This window comes from Nocardiopsis gilva YIM 90087 (genome assembly GCF_002263495.1).
Classification (GTDB): domain Bacteria; phylum Actinomycetota; class Actinomycetes; order Streptosporangiales; family Streptosporangiaceae; genus Nocardiopsis_C; species Nocardiopsis_C gilva.
In genome coordinates this window covers 4,643,392-4,660,858 of record NZ_CP022753.1, presented here as the reverse complement: position 1 = coordinate 4,660,858, position 17,467 = coordinate 4,643,392, and the positions used below count along the sequence as shown (strand labels likewise).

Sequence of the window (17,467 nt, the reverse complement as noted above, 5' to 3'; positions counted from 1 at the left end):
ATGACACTGTCACGACGCACCCTGTTCAGGGGCGGCGTTGTGCTCGGCGGCGCGGTCGCGCTGGATCGGCGTGACCCGCCGCTCGCTTTGGCGGACGACTCCGCAATGGTCGTCCGCCAGGCCACCAACATCGCCCTGTCCCATCACGGCGGCATCGGGCGCATCGTCTTCGACGCGGTCAACAGCCTGTGGCTGCTCCCGGTCGCCGGCGGCTCGGCCCGGCGACTCACGGACGACGCGGAGGACGCGACCTGGCCTTCCTTCTTCCCCGACGGCAAGCGGGTCGCCTTCCAGTCGTTCCGCGACGGTGCGTACGACATCTGCGCCGTAGACCTGTCGTCCAGGAAGGTCGAGCGGCTCACCAGCGGCCCGCAGTACGACCTCGACCCGAGCGTGTCCCCCGACGGACGACGCCTGGTCCACGTCTCGGACACCGGTGGTCGCAGCGCCGTCTGGCTGCTCCACCTGGACAGCGGCTGCCCCCGATCACTGGTCGGCGCCGATGACGACCGCTCCTACCACGCGCCCACCTGGCACCCCGACGGCGACAGGATCGCCTACGTGGCCGGGGAGGGCACCATCGAGACGCTGCACCTGCCGAGCGGCCGACGGAAGGTCCTGCACACGGCACCGGAGGGGCAGTGGTTCCGCGGAACCTCCTACGGGCCCGGCGGAGAACTCGCCTACATCCTGGTCGACGGCCCCCGTGCCACTCTCTACCTCGACGGGAGGGCCCTCACCGGGCGGGATGAGGAGCCGGCGCAGCTCCCACCCGCGTGGATCTCGCGGAAGGAACTGGCCTACGGCGCCGACGGCGAGATACGTCGGCGCGCCATCGACGGCTCCGGGCTCCAGGCGATCCCGTTCAGCGTCGCGCTCGCCCCGCCGGGGCGGCCGCCGCGGATCCGCACCCCGCTCGCCCCGCCCAAGGAGTCGACCGTGCGGGGAGTCGCGGGCCCGGCGCTCTCTCCGGACGCCTCCTCGGTCTGCTTCCGCGCGATGGGCGCCCTCTGGCTCCTCCGGCTCGGTGGGAAGGCCGAGAAGATCGTCGACGACGGGTACTTCAGCTCCGATCCCGCGTGGTTCCCCGACGGGCGTTCGATCGTCTACTCCAGCGACCGGAGCGGCGTCCCCAACCTGTGGCGGCACACCTTCGGCGGCGGCGACGAGCGCCTCACCGACCTGCCGAATGGCGCGATGGTGCCGAGCGTCGCCCCCACCGGCGACCGGATCGCGTTCCAGGACGAGTCGGGTGCCACCCACGTGCTCGACGTCGCTTCCGGGAAGACCCGACAGATCGCGGAGGCCACCTACTTCCCGGGCAAGCCCTCCTGGTCGCCGGACGGTCGACGCGTAGCCATGGCCGTTGTCGAAGCCGCGTCCGAACGGGACACCGCCGGACACAACCACATCATGGTCGTCGACACCGAGACGGGGAAGGCCACCACACAGCCTGTTGCCCCGCACCGCTCGATCGCCACCCGCGGTGACGACGGCCCTGTGTGGTCGCCCGACGGCGCGTCGATGCTCGCCGTCATCGAGAGCCTCGTCCACCGTGTACCCGTCGCCTCCGATGGGACTGTCACCGGCGCGCCCGTCGCCCTGTCGCCCATGGTCGCCGATTCTGTCTCGGTGTCCGCCGAAGGGAACGTCCTGTTCCTCTCCCTCGGCAAGCTGGTCCTCCTCGGAGACCGCCAGTACGTTCCGCCCATCACGTGCACGATGCCCGACCCGCCGCCGAGGAAGGTCATCCGGGCGGGCGCCCTCTGGGACGGCCGGTCCGACGGCTACCGGAACGACGTCGACATCACCGTCGAGGACGGCGTTATCACCGCCGTTGAGGACGCGCGCCCAGAGAACACCCCCTCGGTGGAGGCCACGACGGTCATCCCGGGGCTCATCGACGTCCACAACCACTGGCACTTCCGGGGGCGCCAGTGGGGTAGCCGCCAGGGACCCCTCTGGCTCGCCTACGGCGTCACCACCAGCCGGTCCACCGGCGATCCCGCTTACCACATGCTGGAGACGCGCGAGGCGATCCACTCCGGTGCCCGGGTGGGCCCCCGCTTCCTCGGCTCGGGAGAACCGCTGGACGGCTCCCGTTGCTACTTCGGATTCATGCGCTGCGTGACATCCGAGGAGCAGCTCCTGCGTGAGCTGCAGCGGATCATCGGGCTCGACTACAACGTGGTCAAGTCCTACCAGCGGCTCCCCGTTGCTCTCGAACGCACTCTCGTCCGCCACCTGCGCCGGGCGGGTATCCCTGTGGTCTCGCACTACCTGTATCCCGCGGTGGCGACCGGCCTCAACGGCATGGAGCACACAGGGGGAGGCAATCGGCTCGGCTACTCCCGAACCCTCAGCGCCGCCGGAGGGAGAACCGCCGACGACACCATCCAGCTCCTCAGCGAATCGCACATGTGGGTCTCGTCCACCCTGCTTTTCGCCCACGAGATGTTCCTGGAGACGCCGGACCTCATCGAGGACCGGCGCACGAAGGTCCTCTTCCCGTGGTGGGAGTACGAACGCCTGCTGGAGAAGGTCCGAGAGGCCCCGGACAACGAGATCAACAAGGCGTGGACCGAGGGCGACGTCGACCTCCTGCTCCGCGTGCACAAAGCGGGCGGAACCGTCGTGGCCGGAACCGACGCCCCGCTCGACGACGTCGGGGTCGGCATCCACCAGAATCTCCGCGCGATGGTGAAGTACGGGTTCAGCCCCCGCGAAGCCCTGCAGACAGCCACGACCAACGCGGCCCGCTGCCTGGGCGCCTCCGACCTGGGCGTCGTCCGGCCAGGCGCCCGGGCGGACCTGCTTGCCATCGACGGCGACCCGCTCAACGACATCAACGACGCCGCACGGATCGAGCGCGTCTTCGTTGACGGAAGGTCCTACCGGATACCAGAGCTCCTGGCCCCATTCGAGGACCTGACCACCCCGCGGGGAGCGTCCACGCCCGCTCCCCGCTTGCACGGCTGCTGCCGAATCCAGAAAGGAAAATAGATGATCGAGATCAGCTCCCCGATCGCGACCGAGCGCCTGGTCCTCCGGCCGTTCACCGAACATGACGAAGCGGACATGTTCGAGTTCGAGTCGCGCCCCGACGTGGCCCGCTACCTGTTCAACGAGCCGCGCACCCGCGAGAACAACGCCGAGGAACTGGGAGTACGGCAGAAACAGACCGCTCTCCGCGCCGAAGGCGACACCCTCATGCTCGCCGTCGTGCTCGACGGCAAGGCCATCGGCTACACCTTGCTGATCTGGCTCAGCGAGACGAACCAGCAGGGCGAGTTCGGCTACGTCCTCCACCCCGAGTACCACGGGAAGGGGTACGCCTCCGAGGCCGCGGTCGAGATGCTCCGCCTTGGCTTCGAGGAGCTGAAGCTGCACCGCATCATCGGCCGCTGCGACCCCCGCAACACCGGGTCGGCCCACCTCATGGAGCGACTCGGCATGCGCAAGGAGGCCCACTTCATCGAGTCAGAGATCTTCAAGGGTGAGTGGGGCGGCGAGCTCCACTACGCCATGCTCGCCTCCGAATGGCGCGACAGCCGTTGGGCCACCCGATAGACCTCCGCGGCCAGACCGCTGCCGTCACGGGCACGGATTGGGGGATCGGCCGTGACTCAGGTGGTCTCCCGCACGGGTAGGTAGATGTCGAGGACCGCGGCGGCCGCCTCCGGACCATCATCCGAGAGGTAGCCGCCGGGGTCGCGAGATGCGGTCGGTGCGCAGCCGCGCCATCCTCCCGCTTCGCGGGGAACGCCCCGCACGACTTTTCACAGGACTCTTGAAGAAGTGCGTTTCAGCGGCGAGGACCTGATAGCCCTCATCAATCCCCGTCGATTCAGCCCGTAGAAGGCGCAGATGAGGGCGATCGCGCTCGCGGTGGCGATGCCTACACCTTCCCGGTGCCCCTAGAACCGGGGCACGGCCGTTCTTCCTGTGTGCCATCGTTCGTGATCGTGATTCGGCCGCTCCCGCCGCACATCGAGCAGTCGACCCCGCCGTGCTTCCCCACGCTGGTTACACCTTCCTGATCGGGTTGTCTGGGCGGTCCAGCCACACGAACTGACCGTCCGGCGTCACAGCCACACCGAACCGTTCCAGACCTGGAGAGCCCCACCCCACCCACGCCAGGTACGCGGCCTCCAGCTCCGTCCACAGCGAACGCGGGCCATGCTCTGCAACCTCGGCTTTCACGGTGCCTCCAGCCGGGACCGCCAACGCGTAGGAACCGGTGTCGGGTTGCCGGAGCCCCAGCCGGTCCCCGCCGTCTCCCAACCCATTGACGTGAATGCCTGGCATCAGCCCCGCCACCGCCATTCCCAAGCCGAAGTCGGCCCGGCTGATCCGCATGGGGTCGACGTTTGCCGTGGATTCACTGCGCTGGCCCTCTGTCGTGGGGTAGCCAGCGCGCTGGGTGCTTTCGAGGGGCAGTGGCAGAGTTACGAACCTGAGGCGGGGTCGTCGAAGGCGCACACCTACCAGTGGCTCACGGCGCTCGCCGAGCTGGGCCGCGTCGACACCTCTGTCACCGCCGACACCGCCCACTACGCGGTGTTCGAGGACAGCGGCGCACGTGCCTACGCGGCGTTTAACCCCGGGGCGTCACCGATCACCGTCACCTTCTCTGACGGGACCACTCTGACCGTGCGACTGGGCGAACCGGCTACCGAGTGACCGCTGATGGAGGTTTGCTGAATCGCTTTCGACCCTGATCTGCGGCTTCTGTGAACTCGAATGACTACAGTGAGTGACTGAGTTTACTAGAGTGGTCGGCTGGGGCGCCGCGCCCCAGCCGCTCGGTCGCCGGGAGGGCTGATGCCGGATTCGGGACCCGACAAACCGCTGGTCGTGCATATTGGCCCGGACGAGCTGGTCATCCGGCGGCGCTACGAGGCGGTGAGCATCGTCAACGACGTCCTCATCGCGCTGTGGTTCATCACCGGAAGCATCATGTTCTTTTCCACCGCCTGGACGACCTTCGGAACGTGGTGCTTCCTTGCCGGCAGCGTCGAACTCTTGCTCCGGCCGCTGATCCGACTCGGCCGCCTGGTTCATATCCAGCGCGTGCGGGCCACTGCCCTCCGACCGGGAAACGCCCCACGCGAGTCCTCTCAGGATTTCTGAGATCCCCTCGTCTGCACGGGCTGGGTCTCCCCACGGGGCGACACTCGGCGCCCCGACGCTCCTAGCCCGGTCGGCATGGGTCGCCAGGACGGCGAATAGCTGCTGCTGGCGCACCCCACGGCAGGAATGCGCCCGGTCACACCTTCCCCGTGCCCCCGCAGCCCACGCAGGGCCGGACCTCCTTCGTCCCGTCGTTCCACACCTCAGTCTCGCCCGACCCCTTGCACAGGGAGCACTCCTGCTCTTTGCCGTGCTTGCCCACCTCAGACTCCTTCCACTACGAACTCGGGGCGGTCAACCCACACCCGCTGGCCACCAGCACCCACGATCAGCCCGAACCGGTCGGCCTCCGGTGCGCCCGCACCGGCCCAGCGTGCATAGGCCGCCTCGACTTCGTTCCACAGGTCGCGGGGGCCGCGTAGGGTGACTTCACCACGGCGGTCCTCCGGCCAGTAGTCGAGGCGGGCGTGGGAGTCGCCCAGCTGGTCCCACGCCACCATTCGGAACGACCTATCCAGACGCTGGTTCCCGCTGCTGACACCGACACCAGGCAGAGCACCGGCCAGCCACAACGACAGCCCCCGGTCGGCCGAAGCGATCCGTCGCGGGTCGATGCTTGGGTGCGCTGTGCGGGCTTCTTCATCGATCGGCCGTTGAGGCTCCCGCTGGCCGCGCAGCATCATGTAGGCACAGTCCCCCCGAAACCGGCCCACCGCCACGCCGTCGGTCACCGTGAGCACGGCCTTATGCCCACCGCCCAGAACCCCGTGCATCCATGGGAGTACGATCACCCCGCCAGGGCGGGTCTGCTCTACCCACGCATAGGGGACCTCCCGCACCCCGCACGTGGCGTGCACCCGGTCGTAGGGCGCCCCCTGCGCCCAGCCGTCGGAGCCGTCACCGACCACGACCTTCGGTGCGAACCCCGCCCGCTCCAGGTTCGCCGCTGCCTGCTTGGCGACCGCCTCGTCCACCTCCAACGTCGTGACTCTGCCCGCCCCAAGACGTGCTGAGAGCAACGCGGCGGTCCAGCCTGTGCCGGTCCCGATCTCCAGGACGCGATCCCCCGGGCAGGGGTCGAGGAGCCGCAAGAAGTCGAAGACCATGCTCGGCGCCGAACACGAGCTCGTGTGATTGGTGGTCATCCACGGCGACTGGTCGGTGAGTTCAGTTGCACCATCGTCGATCTGGGTCACCACGGGCAGGTCCCTGCCGACTGCCTTCGACCAGGTGCCAGGGTCCGCGGCGCGGTCGATGAGGGCGTGCTTCGCGGTCCACGCTCGGTCGGGGACGAAGAGGTGGCGGGGTGCAGCACGGAGGGCGGTGCCCCAGTCCGCGTCGGCGAGCGCGGCGAGGTCGTCGGGGCCGGGGGGATCACTATCCATGAAGTGACGGTAACCATCAGGTCCTGCAGGGTCAGCAAGACCGGCCGGGAACGGCCACTCTTATTGACAGACGTGGGATGGCCAGCGGGGGCGATGTCCACCTGGGGGAGTGGGTGCTTAATGGCGGGCTCCGCACTGGCCGACGGCATCGAACGCCGCATTCGCGTTCATGCAGGCCATGGCTCTGATCAACGACCACGTGGCCACCTGCGTCACCCGCCAACGGGTGGCGACCGAGCGTTCAGCCTTCACGCCGCCCCCCTGAACACACGTGCCCGGGTGCGCCGGGCAGGTCCGTTTACGCGTGATTTCGGAAATCCCGCGTCTGGCGGCGATGTCGTCTCTAGCCTGAAATACCTGGATCGTGTGCGGGGCTGATCACCGCTCGATTACGGGTGGAGGGCTGTGCGGGTGGAGGACCGGGTTCTGACGGTCACCGAGTTCGTCTCCGATGCCCGGGGGATGGGGTGGCATTGGACGTTGTCCACGCCGCGCCGCAGACCGCTGGCCGACAAAGCGGTGTGGCTGGATGCGGGGTCATGGCAGTTCGCAGCGTTCACCGACCTGTACGGCTACCTGCAGACCTACACAGCCCCCGACGTCCGCTTGCAGCAAGAGCAGAAGATTGTCGCTGAGCTGGGCGAATGGGTCGCCGCGGAGATCTACGGGTCGAAGATCCTGACGCAGCTGGGGCGCCTGCGGGGTGGCGCGGTAGTGCGGGTGGAGATCCCCTGGGAGGCACGGATCCTCGCCTACCGGCCGCTGGGAGCGGCCGTCCTCAAGAGCGGTCGGGCGCTGTCCCGCTGCGGCGTGGTGCTGGTACTGGATGTCCGCCCACCAGATGAGGCCCTCGCCATTGGGGAGGACGAGAAGGATCCGGTGGGGGACTCCTTGCGGGTACTGGCGCTGTTCAGCCTGCCCGAGGGAGGGAGCGCGCTGAACCTGCGCAAGGAGCGCCGGGCCTTGGAGCGCCTGATCGACGGCATCGCCAGGACCCAGCGCAAGGCAATCGAGCTGCGCGTGGTCCAGTACGGCGCCACCACGAGCGCCCTGCGAGAGGTGGTCCAGGACGGATACGGGTGGGACGTGCTGCACCTGTCGGGCCATGGCCAACAGGGCGCGTTTCTTCTGGAGAAAGAGGACGGTACGCCGCATGCCGTCTCAGCCGAGGAGCTGGCAGAACTCTTGGCGCCGCTGGCGCGCCGCACCCGGCTGGCCGTGGTCTCATCGTGCTCTTCGGCCGACGCCACATACGAGGAGCAGGTCCGGTTGTTGGGCCTTGGACCGGCTCGTCGCGACCCGGGCGCGCCGAACAGCGATATCGGGAGTGAGGAGGAGGGGGCGATATCAGCGCTTGCCCCTCTTCTGGCGCAGGAACTGGGCTGCGCGGTAGTGGGGATGCGCTACCCGGTCACTGACGACTACGCCATCGCCTTCGGTAACCGCCTGTACGAACAGTTGCTGGGGAAGGAGAACCTGCTGGGCCGGGCGCTGGCCCACACCGTCTCCCAAACGAACCTCGAGACGCCGACCCCCGCTGTCCCGGCGATCAGCTCGATCACCCCCGTCCTGATCGGGGCAGGGGCAGCTGGGTTGCGGGTAGCCGCGCCTGCGGCCCGACCGGCCACCTCCGAGAACGCTGAGAGAAGGCGGGAGGGGCATCTCCAGGGCTCCGACCTCCCCCCGCCCCACGAGCACTTCGTCGGACGGGTCAGGGTCATGGCGCGTATTCATCGAGTGCTGCACTATGACAGCCGCGTGCCGGGAGTGCTGTTCTTCGGCATGGCCGGGGCGGGCAAGACCGCGATCGCGACCGAACTGCTCTGGCAGCGTCGCGACGACTTCTCCCATGTGGTGTGGTTCCAGGTGCCCGAGGAAGGCAAGGGAGATCTCTACGGTGCGCTGGACAACCTGGTCGGCGAGATGGAACGGAAGATCCCTGGACTCCAGTTGGTCCACCGGCTCCACGACATCCAGCAGCTGCGTGCCTTCCTCCCAGAGCTCACCGCCTGGATGCGCCATGAGCGCATCCTGCTGGTCATCGACAACCTTGAACCCCTGCTCACCGACGCCGGGAACTGGAGAGACCCCCGCTGGGGGCTGTTCCTCAACGCTGTTGTGGACCACCAGGGCCACTCCCGTGTCCTGCTGACCAGCCGGTTCCGGCCAGCTGACCTTCCTCCCCACGTGGGCGTCGAACCGGTGCATGCCCTTCCGGCGGACGAGGCGGTGCTACTGGCCCGCGAACAGCCCCGCCTGCGGGCTCTGATGGAGGCCCACGACCGCGACCCCACGACTGATGACGGGCAGCTGGTGCGCCGTATGCTGGCCGCCACCCAGGGTCACCCCAAGCTGATCGAGTTCGCCGACAGCCACGCCACCAGCTGGGAGGAGCTGGAGGCCTTCCTCACCGACCACGAGCGCGAGTGGGGTGAGCGCGGGCTCGACAGCGCCGATTACCTGTCTGGAGGAGAGCCTGTCGCCCAAGCCGGGGCGTACACGGCGGTGCTGCACACCTGGACCCACCGGGCGCTGGCCGGGGCCGAGGAGGCGGAGCGGCTGCTGGCCGAGGTGCTGGCCTGCCTGGAAGAAGATGACCGCCACTCACAGGTGCTGGATGACACATGGGCGGGTGTCTGGCAGCGGTTGGGCCACGAGGGCCCAGTGCCCGAGTGGCGGATGCTGCTGGCCTCTCTGGAGGCCCGGGCGCTGTCCTTCACCCAGCCCATCAAGGGGGAGGCGGTGCGGGTGTTGGTGCACCCAGAGGTGGGCGCGACCCTGGCCCATGGGGCTCCGCCGGGTGTGCGTGAGGCTGTCGATCGCGCACTGGCCGCCTACCAGACCACGATCGCACGGCACGCGCTGGACAGCGAGACCAAGCACGGGGCGGGGCCGCTGCTGCTCGTCGCGGCCCGCCGAGCCCTGCCCTACCTGCGACGCACCGGCCACCTCGACGTCGCCCTGGCCCTGATCGAGGAGGTCCTGGTCCGTGATGCCTCGGCGGCCACCCGCGGTGCGTTGCTGCCCGTGCTGCGTGCTGCGGCGTACCAGGCCCGCGGTACCGACCACGAGGACAAAGCCGAGTTCCTGCTGGCCCGGGTGCTGGTGGGGGTGGACACGCAGGTGGGCGAGCAGCGGATGGCGGCGCTGCTGCACCGACTCACCGCCTCCGGCGACCACGAAAAGGCCGGGTCGGTCGCCGGTTACCTGGCCGACCGCTACCAGGCGGGCGGGCGTCTGGACGAGGCGCTGGAGATGGCCGAGCAGGAGGCCACCCACACCGAGCGGGCGGGCCGGGGCCCCTGGACCCGCCTGGCCGACCAAGGGCAGCGGTTGCAGATCCTCAACCGGAAGGGCGAGCACGAGCGGGTGCTGGGTGAGGCCTACCGCCTGCTGGCAGAGGCCGATGACCTGCCCGCCGCCGACCCCGCCACCGAGACCATCGAGGAGTGGAGGGTCCGCGAAGCCCTCCTTGACACCGCGTGCTCTGCCGCGCTGGGACTGGGACGTTGGCAGGGGTGCCTGGACCTGACCGCCCGCATCCAGCGCTCGAAGGAACAGCGCGGCGCCCACGAATTGGAGGCCACCCGCACCCGGTTCAACAACTACGGTCCCCTGCTGCGCCTCGGCCGCCTGGCGGAGGCCGAAACCCTGCTGGATGCCTGCCGCACCGTCTACAAGCGCCACCAGGCCTGGGACGACCTCGGCGACGTCTTCACCGCCCTGGCCGACCTGGAACACGAGCGGGGCCGGGGGGAGCGGGCCGCGGCGCTGGAGCACAACGCGCTGCGCTACAAATACCGCCCCCGGCCTCCCGACCCCCGCACGGTCGGTGTCAGCCACAACAACCTCGGCAGCTACCTGGGACGCGGTGGTGATGTGGCCGGGGGGCTGGCCCACCACCTGGCCGCCGCCCTCCTCTCGGCCCTGACCATCGGCTGCCCCGACCCAGCGGGTCTCGGCAACGCGGCGTTGGATCTGCACCTGTTGGGCGACACGCCTGCCCCCACCACCCTGGACCAGGTCCGGGCCGCGGTGGAGCAGGTCGAGGGGGTGCGATTCGGCGCCGTGGTGGCCTCCCTCGCTCCACGCCAGCAGGCCGAAGACGTCCTGGAGGGGATCGTCGCGACTGCCCGTGACGCCGCCCAGCGCCTCGCCGACGAACAGGAGTGAGCCCGCCATGACCAGGCCACCGCCCCCCGGGCCGCCGAACCGCCGTGGGGACCCCCCGTACCCCTCCCGCTGCCCCTACTGCCAGGAGAAGCCGCCGGCCCACCGGCCCGAGTGCCCGGCCCGGCCCCGCTGATGAGATTCCTGCGCCGACGGCGGCGGCACGCCGTGGCCTCCGCGCGGCCGTCTGTTCCGGTGGTGCCGCGGTGGCGGGTGCCGCTGCCGCACGGCCGCACCGAGTCGATCCGGGCGATGGGCACGATCGCCGCCCCACTGCTGGGCGGCTTCAGCCTAGCCGCGACCGCGGCGCTGGTCACCGCCGAGGCGCCGCCGGTGTTGGTGGACTGGGCGCTGATCGCCTTCGTGGCAGCCGCGGTCGGGTTCGTGTTCTGCGTGCAGTTCACCGCGGCCGGGCTGGGGTATGCGGCCACCCCTGAGGAACGGCTGATGTGGTTCCCCTCGGCTTCCAGTGATGCGGAGCTGATGGCCCGTGTGGAGCGGGTGCAGGCGATGGACGCCGAGCTGGAGGTCCGCTACGTCTACCGAGCCCGCCTGACCTACCGGGTCGGGCTGGTGGCGTTCCTGGCCGGGATCGTGCTGATCTGTATCCCGGACAGCCTGAACTGGCCGCGCGTCGCCGCTGCCACACTTGCGGCGCTTGCACTGGCCATCGAGCTGGTTTGGCTGGCCGCGAATGCGTTGGGGCGTTATCCACAGTGGCTGCTGCCCTCCGATCCCAAGCCCGACCCATAGGGTTGCCCAGGCCGGAACTGACTGCCGAGCGGCTGGCCTGGCTCCCCACCGGCCCTAGACGTATCGAACGCGACGGGTGGGCCTGCCCGGTGGCATTGGCCATGGCAGCCCGCCGGCATCGGAGCCGACAGAGGCAATTCGAGGGCGATTCCCATGAAACCTGCGGGCCTACACCGAGGCGCTCGGTACCTTCTGCGCCGGAAACCTCCGGTGGTCGTTTGGGAGCATGCGATACAACGGTCACGGATACGGCTGGAACGGACTGCGTACTGGGCTGGTCAGGCTCGAGCGCGACCGCACCGTGATCGTTCCCTGATGCCTCTGATGGTTGGGAACGGACAGCTTTTCCCGGGCGCCCTCGCATTTTGAGCGCGTGCTCGACCTTGTGCGATTGCCTCGGAGAGTACATCGCTGGGGCGCCCCATCCGGCGCGGGATGGGCTGGGAGATCACGGGGTGCGGGTCAGGAAGGGGTCCCGGGGTGAGTCACTGGCCAGTTGGGTTCGGTAGGTCTCGACCTTGAAGCCGATCAGTTCGAGGCACTCGCGGAGTTCCCTCATCTGGGCGGTGACGTGGGTCTGGTGTTCCTGTAGCAGTTCCAGCCGTTGGCGTTCGTTGCCAGGGCCCTGGCGGACGAGGTCGGCGTAGCGGCGGATCGTGGACAGGGGCATGCCCGACGCGCGGAACCTTGTGATGAGGGCCAGCCACTCCAGATCCTGCTCGGTGTAGGCGCGGTGGCCGTTCGCGCGCCGCCGGACGGGGTCGAGGAGGAGGCCCTCGCGTTCGTAGAGGCGGAGGGTGTGGACGCTCAGGGCGGTCCGCTCGGCTGCTTGGCCGATGGTCAATTCCTGCGCGGTGTCGGTCATGGCTCCAAGGCTATGCGCTTGACCTAGAGCGTGCTCTAGCTTCTAGCGTTCACGCCATGACTACACCTCAGCACAAGATCGGCTCCGGTTTCGGGGCGCGAAGCAGCGCGGATGAGGTTCTGCGGGGGATCGACCTGACGGGGAAGACGGCCGTTGTGACCGGCGGCTACTCGGGGCTCGGCCTGGAGACGACGCGGGCGTTGGCCAAGGCCGGAGCCCGGGTCGTGGTTCCGGCGCGCAGGGTCGCCCCGGCAAGGGAGGCCCTGGAGGGGATCAGTGGTGTCGAGGTTGACGAGCTCGACCTCGCCGACCTCGACAGCGTCCGCGGCTTCGCCGAGCGCTTCCTTGCTTCCGGGCGCGGCATCGACATCCTCATCAACAACGCCGGGATCATGGCCTGCCCCGAGACCCGAGTCGGGCCCGGGTGGGAATTGCAGTTCGCCACCAACCACCTCGGCCATTACGCGCTCGTCAACCGGCTGTGGTCGGCGATTCAGCCGGGCGCGCGCGTCGTGGCGGTGTCGTCGGTGGCACATCACTTCTCGCCCGTACGCTGGGACGACTGGCGATTCTCGGACGGGTATGAGAAGTGGGCGGCTTACGGGCAGTCGAAGACGGCGAATGTGCTGTTCGCCGTCCATCTCGACGCTCTGGGCCGTGACCAGGGAGTGCGAACGTTTTCGCTGCACCCCGGTGGCATTCTGACTCCGTTGCAACGCCACTTGGCCACGGAGGAGATGGTCGACGCAGGGTGGATCGACGAGGACCGCAATCCGGTGCATTCCGCATTCAAGACGCCGGAGCAGGGCGCGGCCACGCAGGTGTGGACGGTGACATCTTCCCAGCTCGACGGCATGGGTGGCGTGTACTGCGAGGACTGCGACATCGCCGAGCCCGCCCCAGATGACGGGCCGTCGGAGTCCGGTGTGCGCTCCTACGCGATCAATCCGGAACACGCCGCCCGGTTGTGGGCGCTGTCCGCTGAGTTGACCGGTGTGAACGCATTCGTCGACTGAGGCGCACTGGGCCCCTCTTAGCTTGTCGTGCAAGGAAGTGGGGCCCTGACTGCCGTGCAGTCCGGTGTCACGTCCAGAGTCCTGGTGGTGCGGGAGCGGCTAAAGCGGCTCAAGGGTCCCTTGTGCCCGCGCTTCTGCGCCAAGATGAGGCCGTGAACGATATCGCGATCCGCCCTGCCCGGCCCAGCGAGTTGGCAGCCGTGGCTGAGCTTCGCTGGCGTTGGGTGCGGGAGATCTATGGAACGCCCGACACCGCGCTGGAGGAGTTCGTACCCCGGTTCGTGGCATGGGCCGGGGAGAACGCGTCCTCACACCGGTGCATGGTGATGGTCCGAGGCGACGCGGTCATCGGCATGGCCTGGTTGGCGATCACGCAGCGTGTGCCGCATCCGCGTGCGTTCGAGCGGATGTCGGGCGACGTGCAGTGTGTGTATGTGGTGCCGGGCGAGCGTGACCGCGGCCTGGGCGGCGAACTGATCAACGCGGTCCTGTCGCGGGCGCGTGATCTGGGCCTTGAGCGGGTGACGGTGCACTCCAGCGGCCGGGCGGTCCCGGCCTACTCCCGCCACGGGTTCGAGTCCTCGCCGCGCCTGCTCCAGTTCGACGTGGGGCGGGACCGCTCGGCGTGAGACGTGTGCGCACCGATGCCCCGGGGCGCGTCACTGGCGGCGTTGTCGCAGTCCCGGGCGGACTTGTAGGCATGCCTCGGGGTCGCCAGGGCGCGCTGTTCGAGCTGACGGATGGGCTCCTCGGCACGGAGGTCCGGGCAGGACGCTGGTGGACCTCGCGCTCGCGCCGGAGCACCTCCGAGGGCACGAAGCTCTCTACAGTGGCCTCAACCAGGGACGGATCGAGGTGTCCCGGCTGCGTCGTGCGCTGACAGGGACGCCGCTGCCAGGGACAGCGGATGGTCGAATCGTGTTGGCCGCGGACGTCTCGCCGTGGCTGTGGCTGGACGCCAACGCCTGCTCTGACCGGTCCTTTCTGCCCTACCTTTGGCGGGGGCGAGGGCAAGCACCAGATGGTCCCGGGCTGGCCGTACTCGATCGTGGCGGCACTGGAGACCGGCCGCACGTCGTGGACCGCGGTGCTGGACGCAGTCCGCCTGCAGCCAGGTGCCAATGTTGCTGCGGTGACTACGGTCCAGGTTCGCCAGGTCGTCGAGCGGCTCGCCGCCGCAGGCCAGTGAAAGCAGGGCGATCCGGCGGTCCTGGCGGTGCTGGACGCCGGATACGACGTACCCCGCATCGCCCATCTGCTCAAGGACCTGCCCGTGGTAGGCGGAGGTTCTGATTCGGTAGAACTCGGCGTACCGACGGTCCGCCCGCAGGAGTTCGTCGTGGGTACCGGTCTCGCGGATGCGGCGCATCTCGAGCACGATGATGCGGTCCGCCATGCGCACCTAGGCCAGCCGGTGGGTGATCAGCACGACCGTTCGCCCCTGAGTGCGGGCGCGCAGGGTTTCGAGGAACTGGTGTTCGGCGCGGGCATCGAGGGCGGAGGTGGGTTCGTCGGAGGTGAGCGGGTCGGCGTCTCGGTACAGCCCCCCGTGCCCCCGGGATGGGCTGCCATTGGCCCCTGGCCGTTAGACACCCGCATTCTGGGATGAGGAGCGAACAGAGCCGACGCACTCGGTGACGTTCTGCGGCCGACTACCCGACTCACGCCCTCTCGGCGAAGCCAAGGAGAGCGAGGAGAGCCGTGCCGCGCTTGTCTTCGCACCTCTTGGCGTGTCGGCGTGGCTCAGGCGGTGGCCCGCATAACCAGGTGGGTGTCGAGCATGCGCGTGGCCGTCTCCGGAGCGTTGTCCTCGGAGTGGCCGCTGCGGCTTCCTGAGATCCGGCCGGCGAGCAGCCGCGCCATCTCCTGACCCCATCCGCTCGGCGGGCTGATGCAGTGTGGTCAGTGGCGGATCCGTGTGCAGCGCGAGGGGGATGTCGTCGTAGCCGACGACGGCCACATCGTCGGGGGCGGCGCGACCGGCCTCACGCAGTACGCGCAGCGCCGCCACCGCCATCAGGTCCGAGGCGACGAAAACCGCGTCCAGGTCGGGGACCGTGCGCAGCAGTTCGTGCATGGCCCGCGCGCCCCCTCGCAACTGAAGTCTCCGGCCGCGATCCGCGCCGGTGTCGACTGTTGGCCTGCCTCGCGCAGCGCCACCCCATAGCAGCGCAGCCGCTCCACACCGGCCATTATGTCCTGCGGCCCGCTGATCGTCGCGATGGCTGTGTCGGCTACCCGCCAGCAGGTGCCGTGTCGCCATGTACCCGCCGCCGATGTCGACGTAGCTGACATGCTCCCGTGCCAGGCCCAGCGGGGGCCGCCGTGCACGTACGGCACCCCTGACTCGGCCAGCCGTTCCGGCAGCGGATCGTCTCGGTGCTCGGAGACGAGTAGCACTCCGTCGACGTGGACCCTGGTCAGGTACTGACTCGCCCGCTCCTGCTCCTCCTCTGAGGCGACAATGGTCATGTCGAAGGTCGGGATGACCACGGCAGAACCGTGACCAGGCCAGCTGGGCTGGAAAGGAGAGAAATCCGTATTAGCGTGTCGGGGAGTCAACCAATCGGAGGTTCTCCGACTTCTGTCGGGAGTAGGACAGTGCCCTGGAGAAGGCCTCCATGGCCAGCCTCATTCGTTCGCGCACCGCCGGATCATGGAACTCACCGTGGTCGTCGACCAGAGCGGGTGCCCCGGACACCGTCACCGAATCGACGGGAACCGCACCCATCAGCGTTAACGTCGGTATCAATGGCAGATGACCGCGCATACCGCCAGCCTGCCCGGGAGACGCGCTCATGAGAAGCGTCGGCTTCCCTGCGAGGCCACCCGAACCTACCAACCAGTCCATGGCGTTCTTGACGACACCGGAAGGACCGTGAGCGTACTCGGGTGAGGCGATGATGACCCCGTCGGAGACATCAGCAAGCGACCGAAACTCTCTCGCTGGCTCCGGAATCACTTCCTCATCCTCAATATCGGGATTGAAAAGGGGAAGACGGCCAGCTGCTTGACGGCCAACGATCGATACCTCTGGGCAGAGCTCAGCCGCAAGACGCAATAGCTCAGCATTATACGACCCTTGCCGCAGGCTCCCACAAATTCCCAACACGGTCCACTGTGCCATCGAAACTCCACATTACTCCGACATACCAATTCCGTCCTCATCGTACTCTTATGGTGATCGAATGGCGCCCCAATTCGGACTGTCCGTTACCTGATTTTTCGTCGATCGGAGAGGTCGTCTGCACCAGGGGACAAGGGGTGGTACCGCGCGACGAGAAATGCCCCACTCATCGTCCCTCCTCGTGGGCGAGTCCACCTCCGTGCCCGGCTTTCTCTGGTACTTCGTCCCCGTCCAAGAACTCGACCAGGTACTCGCTCAGGGTCTTGGGAGTGGGGTGATCCAGAACCACGGTGGCCGAGAGTTCTACGCCCAAACCCTCTTCGGCGTGGGTACGCATGTCGATCGCCATAATCGAGTCGACGCCCATGTCGGTGAACTCTGTCTCGCTCTCGACGGCATCGGCGTCTCCCAGGACCTCGGCGACCAGCGACCGCAGTTTGGCCAGCAGCCTCTCAGCCCATTCCGCTCGATCCAGCGTGTGGAGGGAGCGGCGCAGGACCAGACCGTCGAGAAACCCGTTGGCCGCCGCGTAGTTCGCCTGCCCCGCCGAGCGCAGGACCGCGGCCGCGGAGGAGAAGAACACCAGCGTTCTCAGCCGCACAGGGTGTATGGATTCCGCGACGATCTGAGCGCCGTCGGCCTTCCCCGGCGAAGACCTCTGCGAAGTCAGCGTGGTCGAGACTCTCGAGGGCGCGATCCGGAGGGGTCCGGCGAGGTGAAAGAGCGCCGTCAGGCCTCCGGTGATCAGGACGCTTCCGTCCCACTCATCGTGTTGCGGGGAGCTTGGCAGCTCGACGAGTCGGGGGACCGTGACTCCATCCCCGCCGATGCGCAGGCGCGGCTCGTGCACGTCGGGTGCCGTTGCACGGTCGAGCTCCCGGGCTAGTACCGACGGACTCCACCCCGCGTCCAGTTCGATCCACAGTAGGTCGACGACGGGAGACGCCCCGTCGTCGGTACCTGCCGAGGGCGAGTCAATCGAGTGAACCTCCACCCCCTGGGCGGTCAGTTCGTTCCT

Annotated in this window: 15 protein-coding genes and 2 pseudogenes; 10 read left to right on the top strand and 7 right to left on the bottom strand. The window is 68.4% G+C overall.

All coding sequences use genetic code 11. From position 1 onward, the window contains the following. Together CDO52_RS20860 and CDO52_RS20855 are read left to right on the top strand one after the other, a co-directional pair. Positions 1 to 3,003, top strand: a complete 3,003-nt coding sequence (locus tag CDO52_RS20860) for an amidohydrolase family protein (RefSeq protein WP_017619662.1) — start codon at positions 1 to 3, stop codon at positions 3,001 to 3,003. Continuing rightward, positions 3,004 to 3,570, top strand: a complete 567-nt coding sequence (locus tag CDO52_RS20855; RefSeq protein WP_017619661.1) for a GNAT family N-acetyltransferase — start codon at positions 3,004 to 3,006, stop codon at positions 3,568 to 3,570. A gap of 56 nt (positions 3,571 to 3,626) precedes the next feature. Here the strand turns inward: CDO52_RS20855 and CDO52_RS27735 are convergent, their stop codons facing one another. Then, on the bottom strand, positions 3,627 to 3,773 hold the full coding sequence (locus CDO52_RS27735) for a hypothetical protein (protein WP_157745656.1): 147 nt from the start codon (positions 3,771 to 3,773) through the stop codon (positions 3,627 to 3,629). A 643-nt stretch (positions 3,774 to 4,416) separates the two neighbouring features. Between CDO52_RS27735 and CDO52_RS20850 the strand changes: the two are divergent. Then, positions 4,417 to 4,683: pseudogene (locus CDO52_RS20850) on the top strand (glycosyl hydrolase); the annotation flags it as partial. 141 nt (positions 4,684 to 4,824) lie between these two features. Then, entirely contained in the window at positions 4,825 to 5,133 is a 309-nt protein-coding gene (locus tag CDO52_RS20845) for a YrhK family protein (RefSeq protein WP_017619658.1), read from the top strand. A 136-nt stretch (positions 5,134 to 5,269) separates the two neighbouring features. Here CDO52_RS20845 and CDO52_RS29145 read toward each other — a convergent pair whose 3' ends face one another. After that, positions 5,270 to 5,395, bottom strand: coding sequence for a hypothetical protein (locus tag CDO52_RS29145; RefSeq protein ID WP_017619657.1), 126 nt, complete (start codon positions 5,393 to 5,395; stop codon positions 5,270 to 5,272). 1 nt (position 5,396) lies between these two features. Further along, entirely contained in the window at positions 5,397 to 6,518 is a 1,122-nt protein-coding gene (locus tag CDO52_RS20840; protein ID WP_017619656.1) for a methyltransferase domain-containing protein, read from the bottom strand. Between the two features lie 411 nt (positions 6,519 to 6,929). Here CDO52_RS20840 and CDO52_RS20835 point away from each other — a divergent pair, with 411 nt between their 5' ends. Continuing rightward, positions 6,930 to 10,691: a CHAT domain-containing protein gene (locus tag CDO52_RS20835; protein WP_017619654.1), complete on the top strand. Its 3,762-nt coding sequence runs from the start codon at positions 6,930 to 6,932 to the stop codon at positions 10,689 to 10,691. A gap of 132 nt (positions 10,692 to 10,823) precedes the next feature. Beyond that, positions 10,824 to 11,441, top strand: coding sequence for a hypothetical protein (locus CDO52_RS20830; protein ID WP_152471697.1), 618 nt, complete (start codon positions 10,824 to 10,826; stop codon positions 11,439 to 11,441). Positions 11,442 to 11,889: 448 nt separating this feature from the next. Here the strand turns inward: CDO52_RS20830 and CDO52_RS20825 are convergent, their stop codons facing one another. Continuing rightward, entirely contained in the window at positions 11,890 to 12,306 is a 417-nt protein-coding gene (locus CDO52_RS20825; protein ID WP_017619652.1) for a MerR family transcriptional regulator, read from the bottom strand. 56 nt (positions 12,307 to 12,362) lie between these two features. Here CDO52_RS20825 and CDO52_RS20820 point away from each other — a divergent pair, with 56 nt between their 5' ends. From CDO52_RS20820 to CDO52_RS28255, 4 genes are all read left to right on the top strand, one after another. After that, complete coding sequence (locus tag CDO52_RS20820; RefSeq protein WP_017619651.1) at positions 12,363 to 13,322, top strand: SDR family NAD(P)-dependent oxidoreductase; 960 nt, start codon at positions 12,363 to 12,365, stop codon at positions 13,320 to 13,322. Between the two features lie 152 nt (positions 13,323 to 13,474). Then, a complete protein-coding gene (locus CDO52_RS20815; RefSeq protein ID WP_026125968.1) occupies positions 13,475 to 13,951 on the top strand; it encodes a GNAT family N-acetyltransferase in 477 nt (158 codons plus the stop codon). Positions 13,952 to 14,099: 148 nt separating this feature from the next. Continuing rightward, complete coding sequence (locus tag CDO52_RS29570) at positions 14,100 to 14,615, top strand: transposase (RefSeq protein ID WP_198345767.1); 516 nt, start codon at positions 14,100 to 14,102, stop codon at positions 14,613 to 14,615. Further along, entirely contained in the window at positions 14,539 to 14,931 is a 393-nt protein-coding gene (locus CDO52_RS28255) for a hypothetical protein (RefSeq protein ID WP_198345912.1), read from the top strand. Before CDO52_RS29570 ends, CDO52_RS28255 begins: the two co-directional genes overlap by 77 nt. Before the next feature lie 318 nt (positions 14,932 to 15,249). Here the strand turns inward: CDO52_RS28255 and CDO52_RS28890 are convergent. From CDO52_RS28890 to CDO52_RS20795, 3 genes and pseudogenes are all read right to left on the bottom strand, one after another. Further along, positions 15,250 to 15,585: pseudogene (locus tag CDO52_RS28890) on the bottom strand (substrate-binding domain-containing protein); the annotation flags it as partial. 279 nt (positions 15,586 to 15,864) lie between these two features. Beyond that, complete coding sequence (locus CDO52_RS20800) at positions 15,865 to 16,449, bottom strand: NADPH-dependent FMN reductase (protein WP_083919935.1); 585 nt, start codon at positions 16,447 to 16,449, stop codon at positions 15,865 to 15,867. 166 nt (positions 16,450 to 16,615) lie between these two features. After that, the gene (locus tag CDO52_RS20795) at positions 16,616 to 17,443 is read right to left on the bottom strand and encodes a beta-ketoacyl reductase (protein ID WP_198345766.1); all 828 of its coding nucleotides are present in this window, start codon (positions 17,441 to 17,443) and stop codon (positions 16,616 to 16,618) included. Positions 17,444 to 17,467 lie beyond the last annotated feature (24 nt).

What these genes read in the sequence shown, in the direction of transcription:
- CDO52_RS20800 (WP_083919935.1), bottom strand. Translation starts at nt 16,449, where the DNA reads ATGGCACAGTGGACCGTGTTGGGAATTTGTGGGAGCCTGCGGCAAGGG.
- CDO52_RS20860 (WP_017619662.1), top strand. Translation starts at nt 1, where the DNA reads ATGACACTGTCACGACGCACCCTGTTCAGGGGCGGCGTTGTGCTCGGC.
- CDO52_RS20825 (WP_017619652.1), bottom strand. Translation starts at nt 12,306, where the DNA reads ATGACCGACACCGCGCAGGAATTGACCATCGGCCAAGCAGCCGAGCGG.
- CDO52_RS20830 (WP_152471697.1), top strand. Translation starts at nt 10,824, where the DNA reads ATGAGATTCCTGCGCCGACGGCGGCGGCACGCCGTGGCCTCCGCGCGG.
- CDO52_RS20845 (WP_017619658.1), top strand. Translation starts at nt 4,825, where the DNA reads ATGCCGGATTCGGGACCCGACAAACCGCTGGTCGTGCATATTGGCCCG.
- CDO52_RS20840 (WP_017619656.1), bottom strand. Translation starts at nt 6,518, where the DNA reads ATGGATAGTGATCCCCCCGGCCCCGACGACCTCGCCGCGCTCGCCGAC.
- CDO52_RS20820 (WP_017619651.1), top strand. Translation starts at nt 12,363, where the DNA reads ATGACTACACCTCAGCACAAGATCGGCTCCGGTTTCGGGGCGCGAAGC.
- CDO52_RS20855 (WP_017619661.1), top strand. Translation starts at nt 3,004, where the DNA reads ATGATCGAGATCAGCTCCCCGATCGCGACCGAGCGCCTGGTCCTCCGG.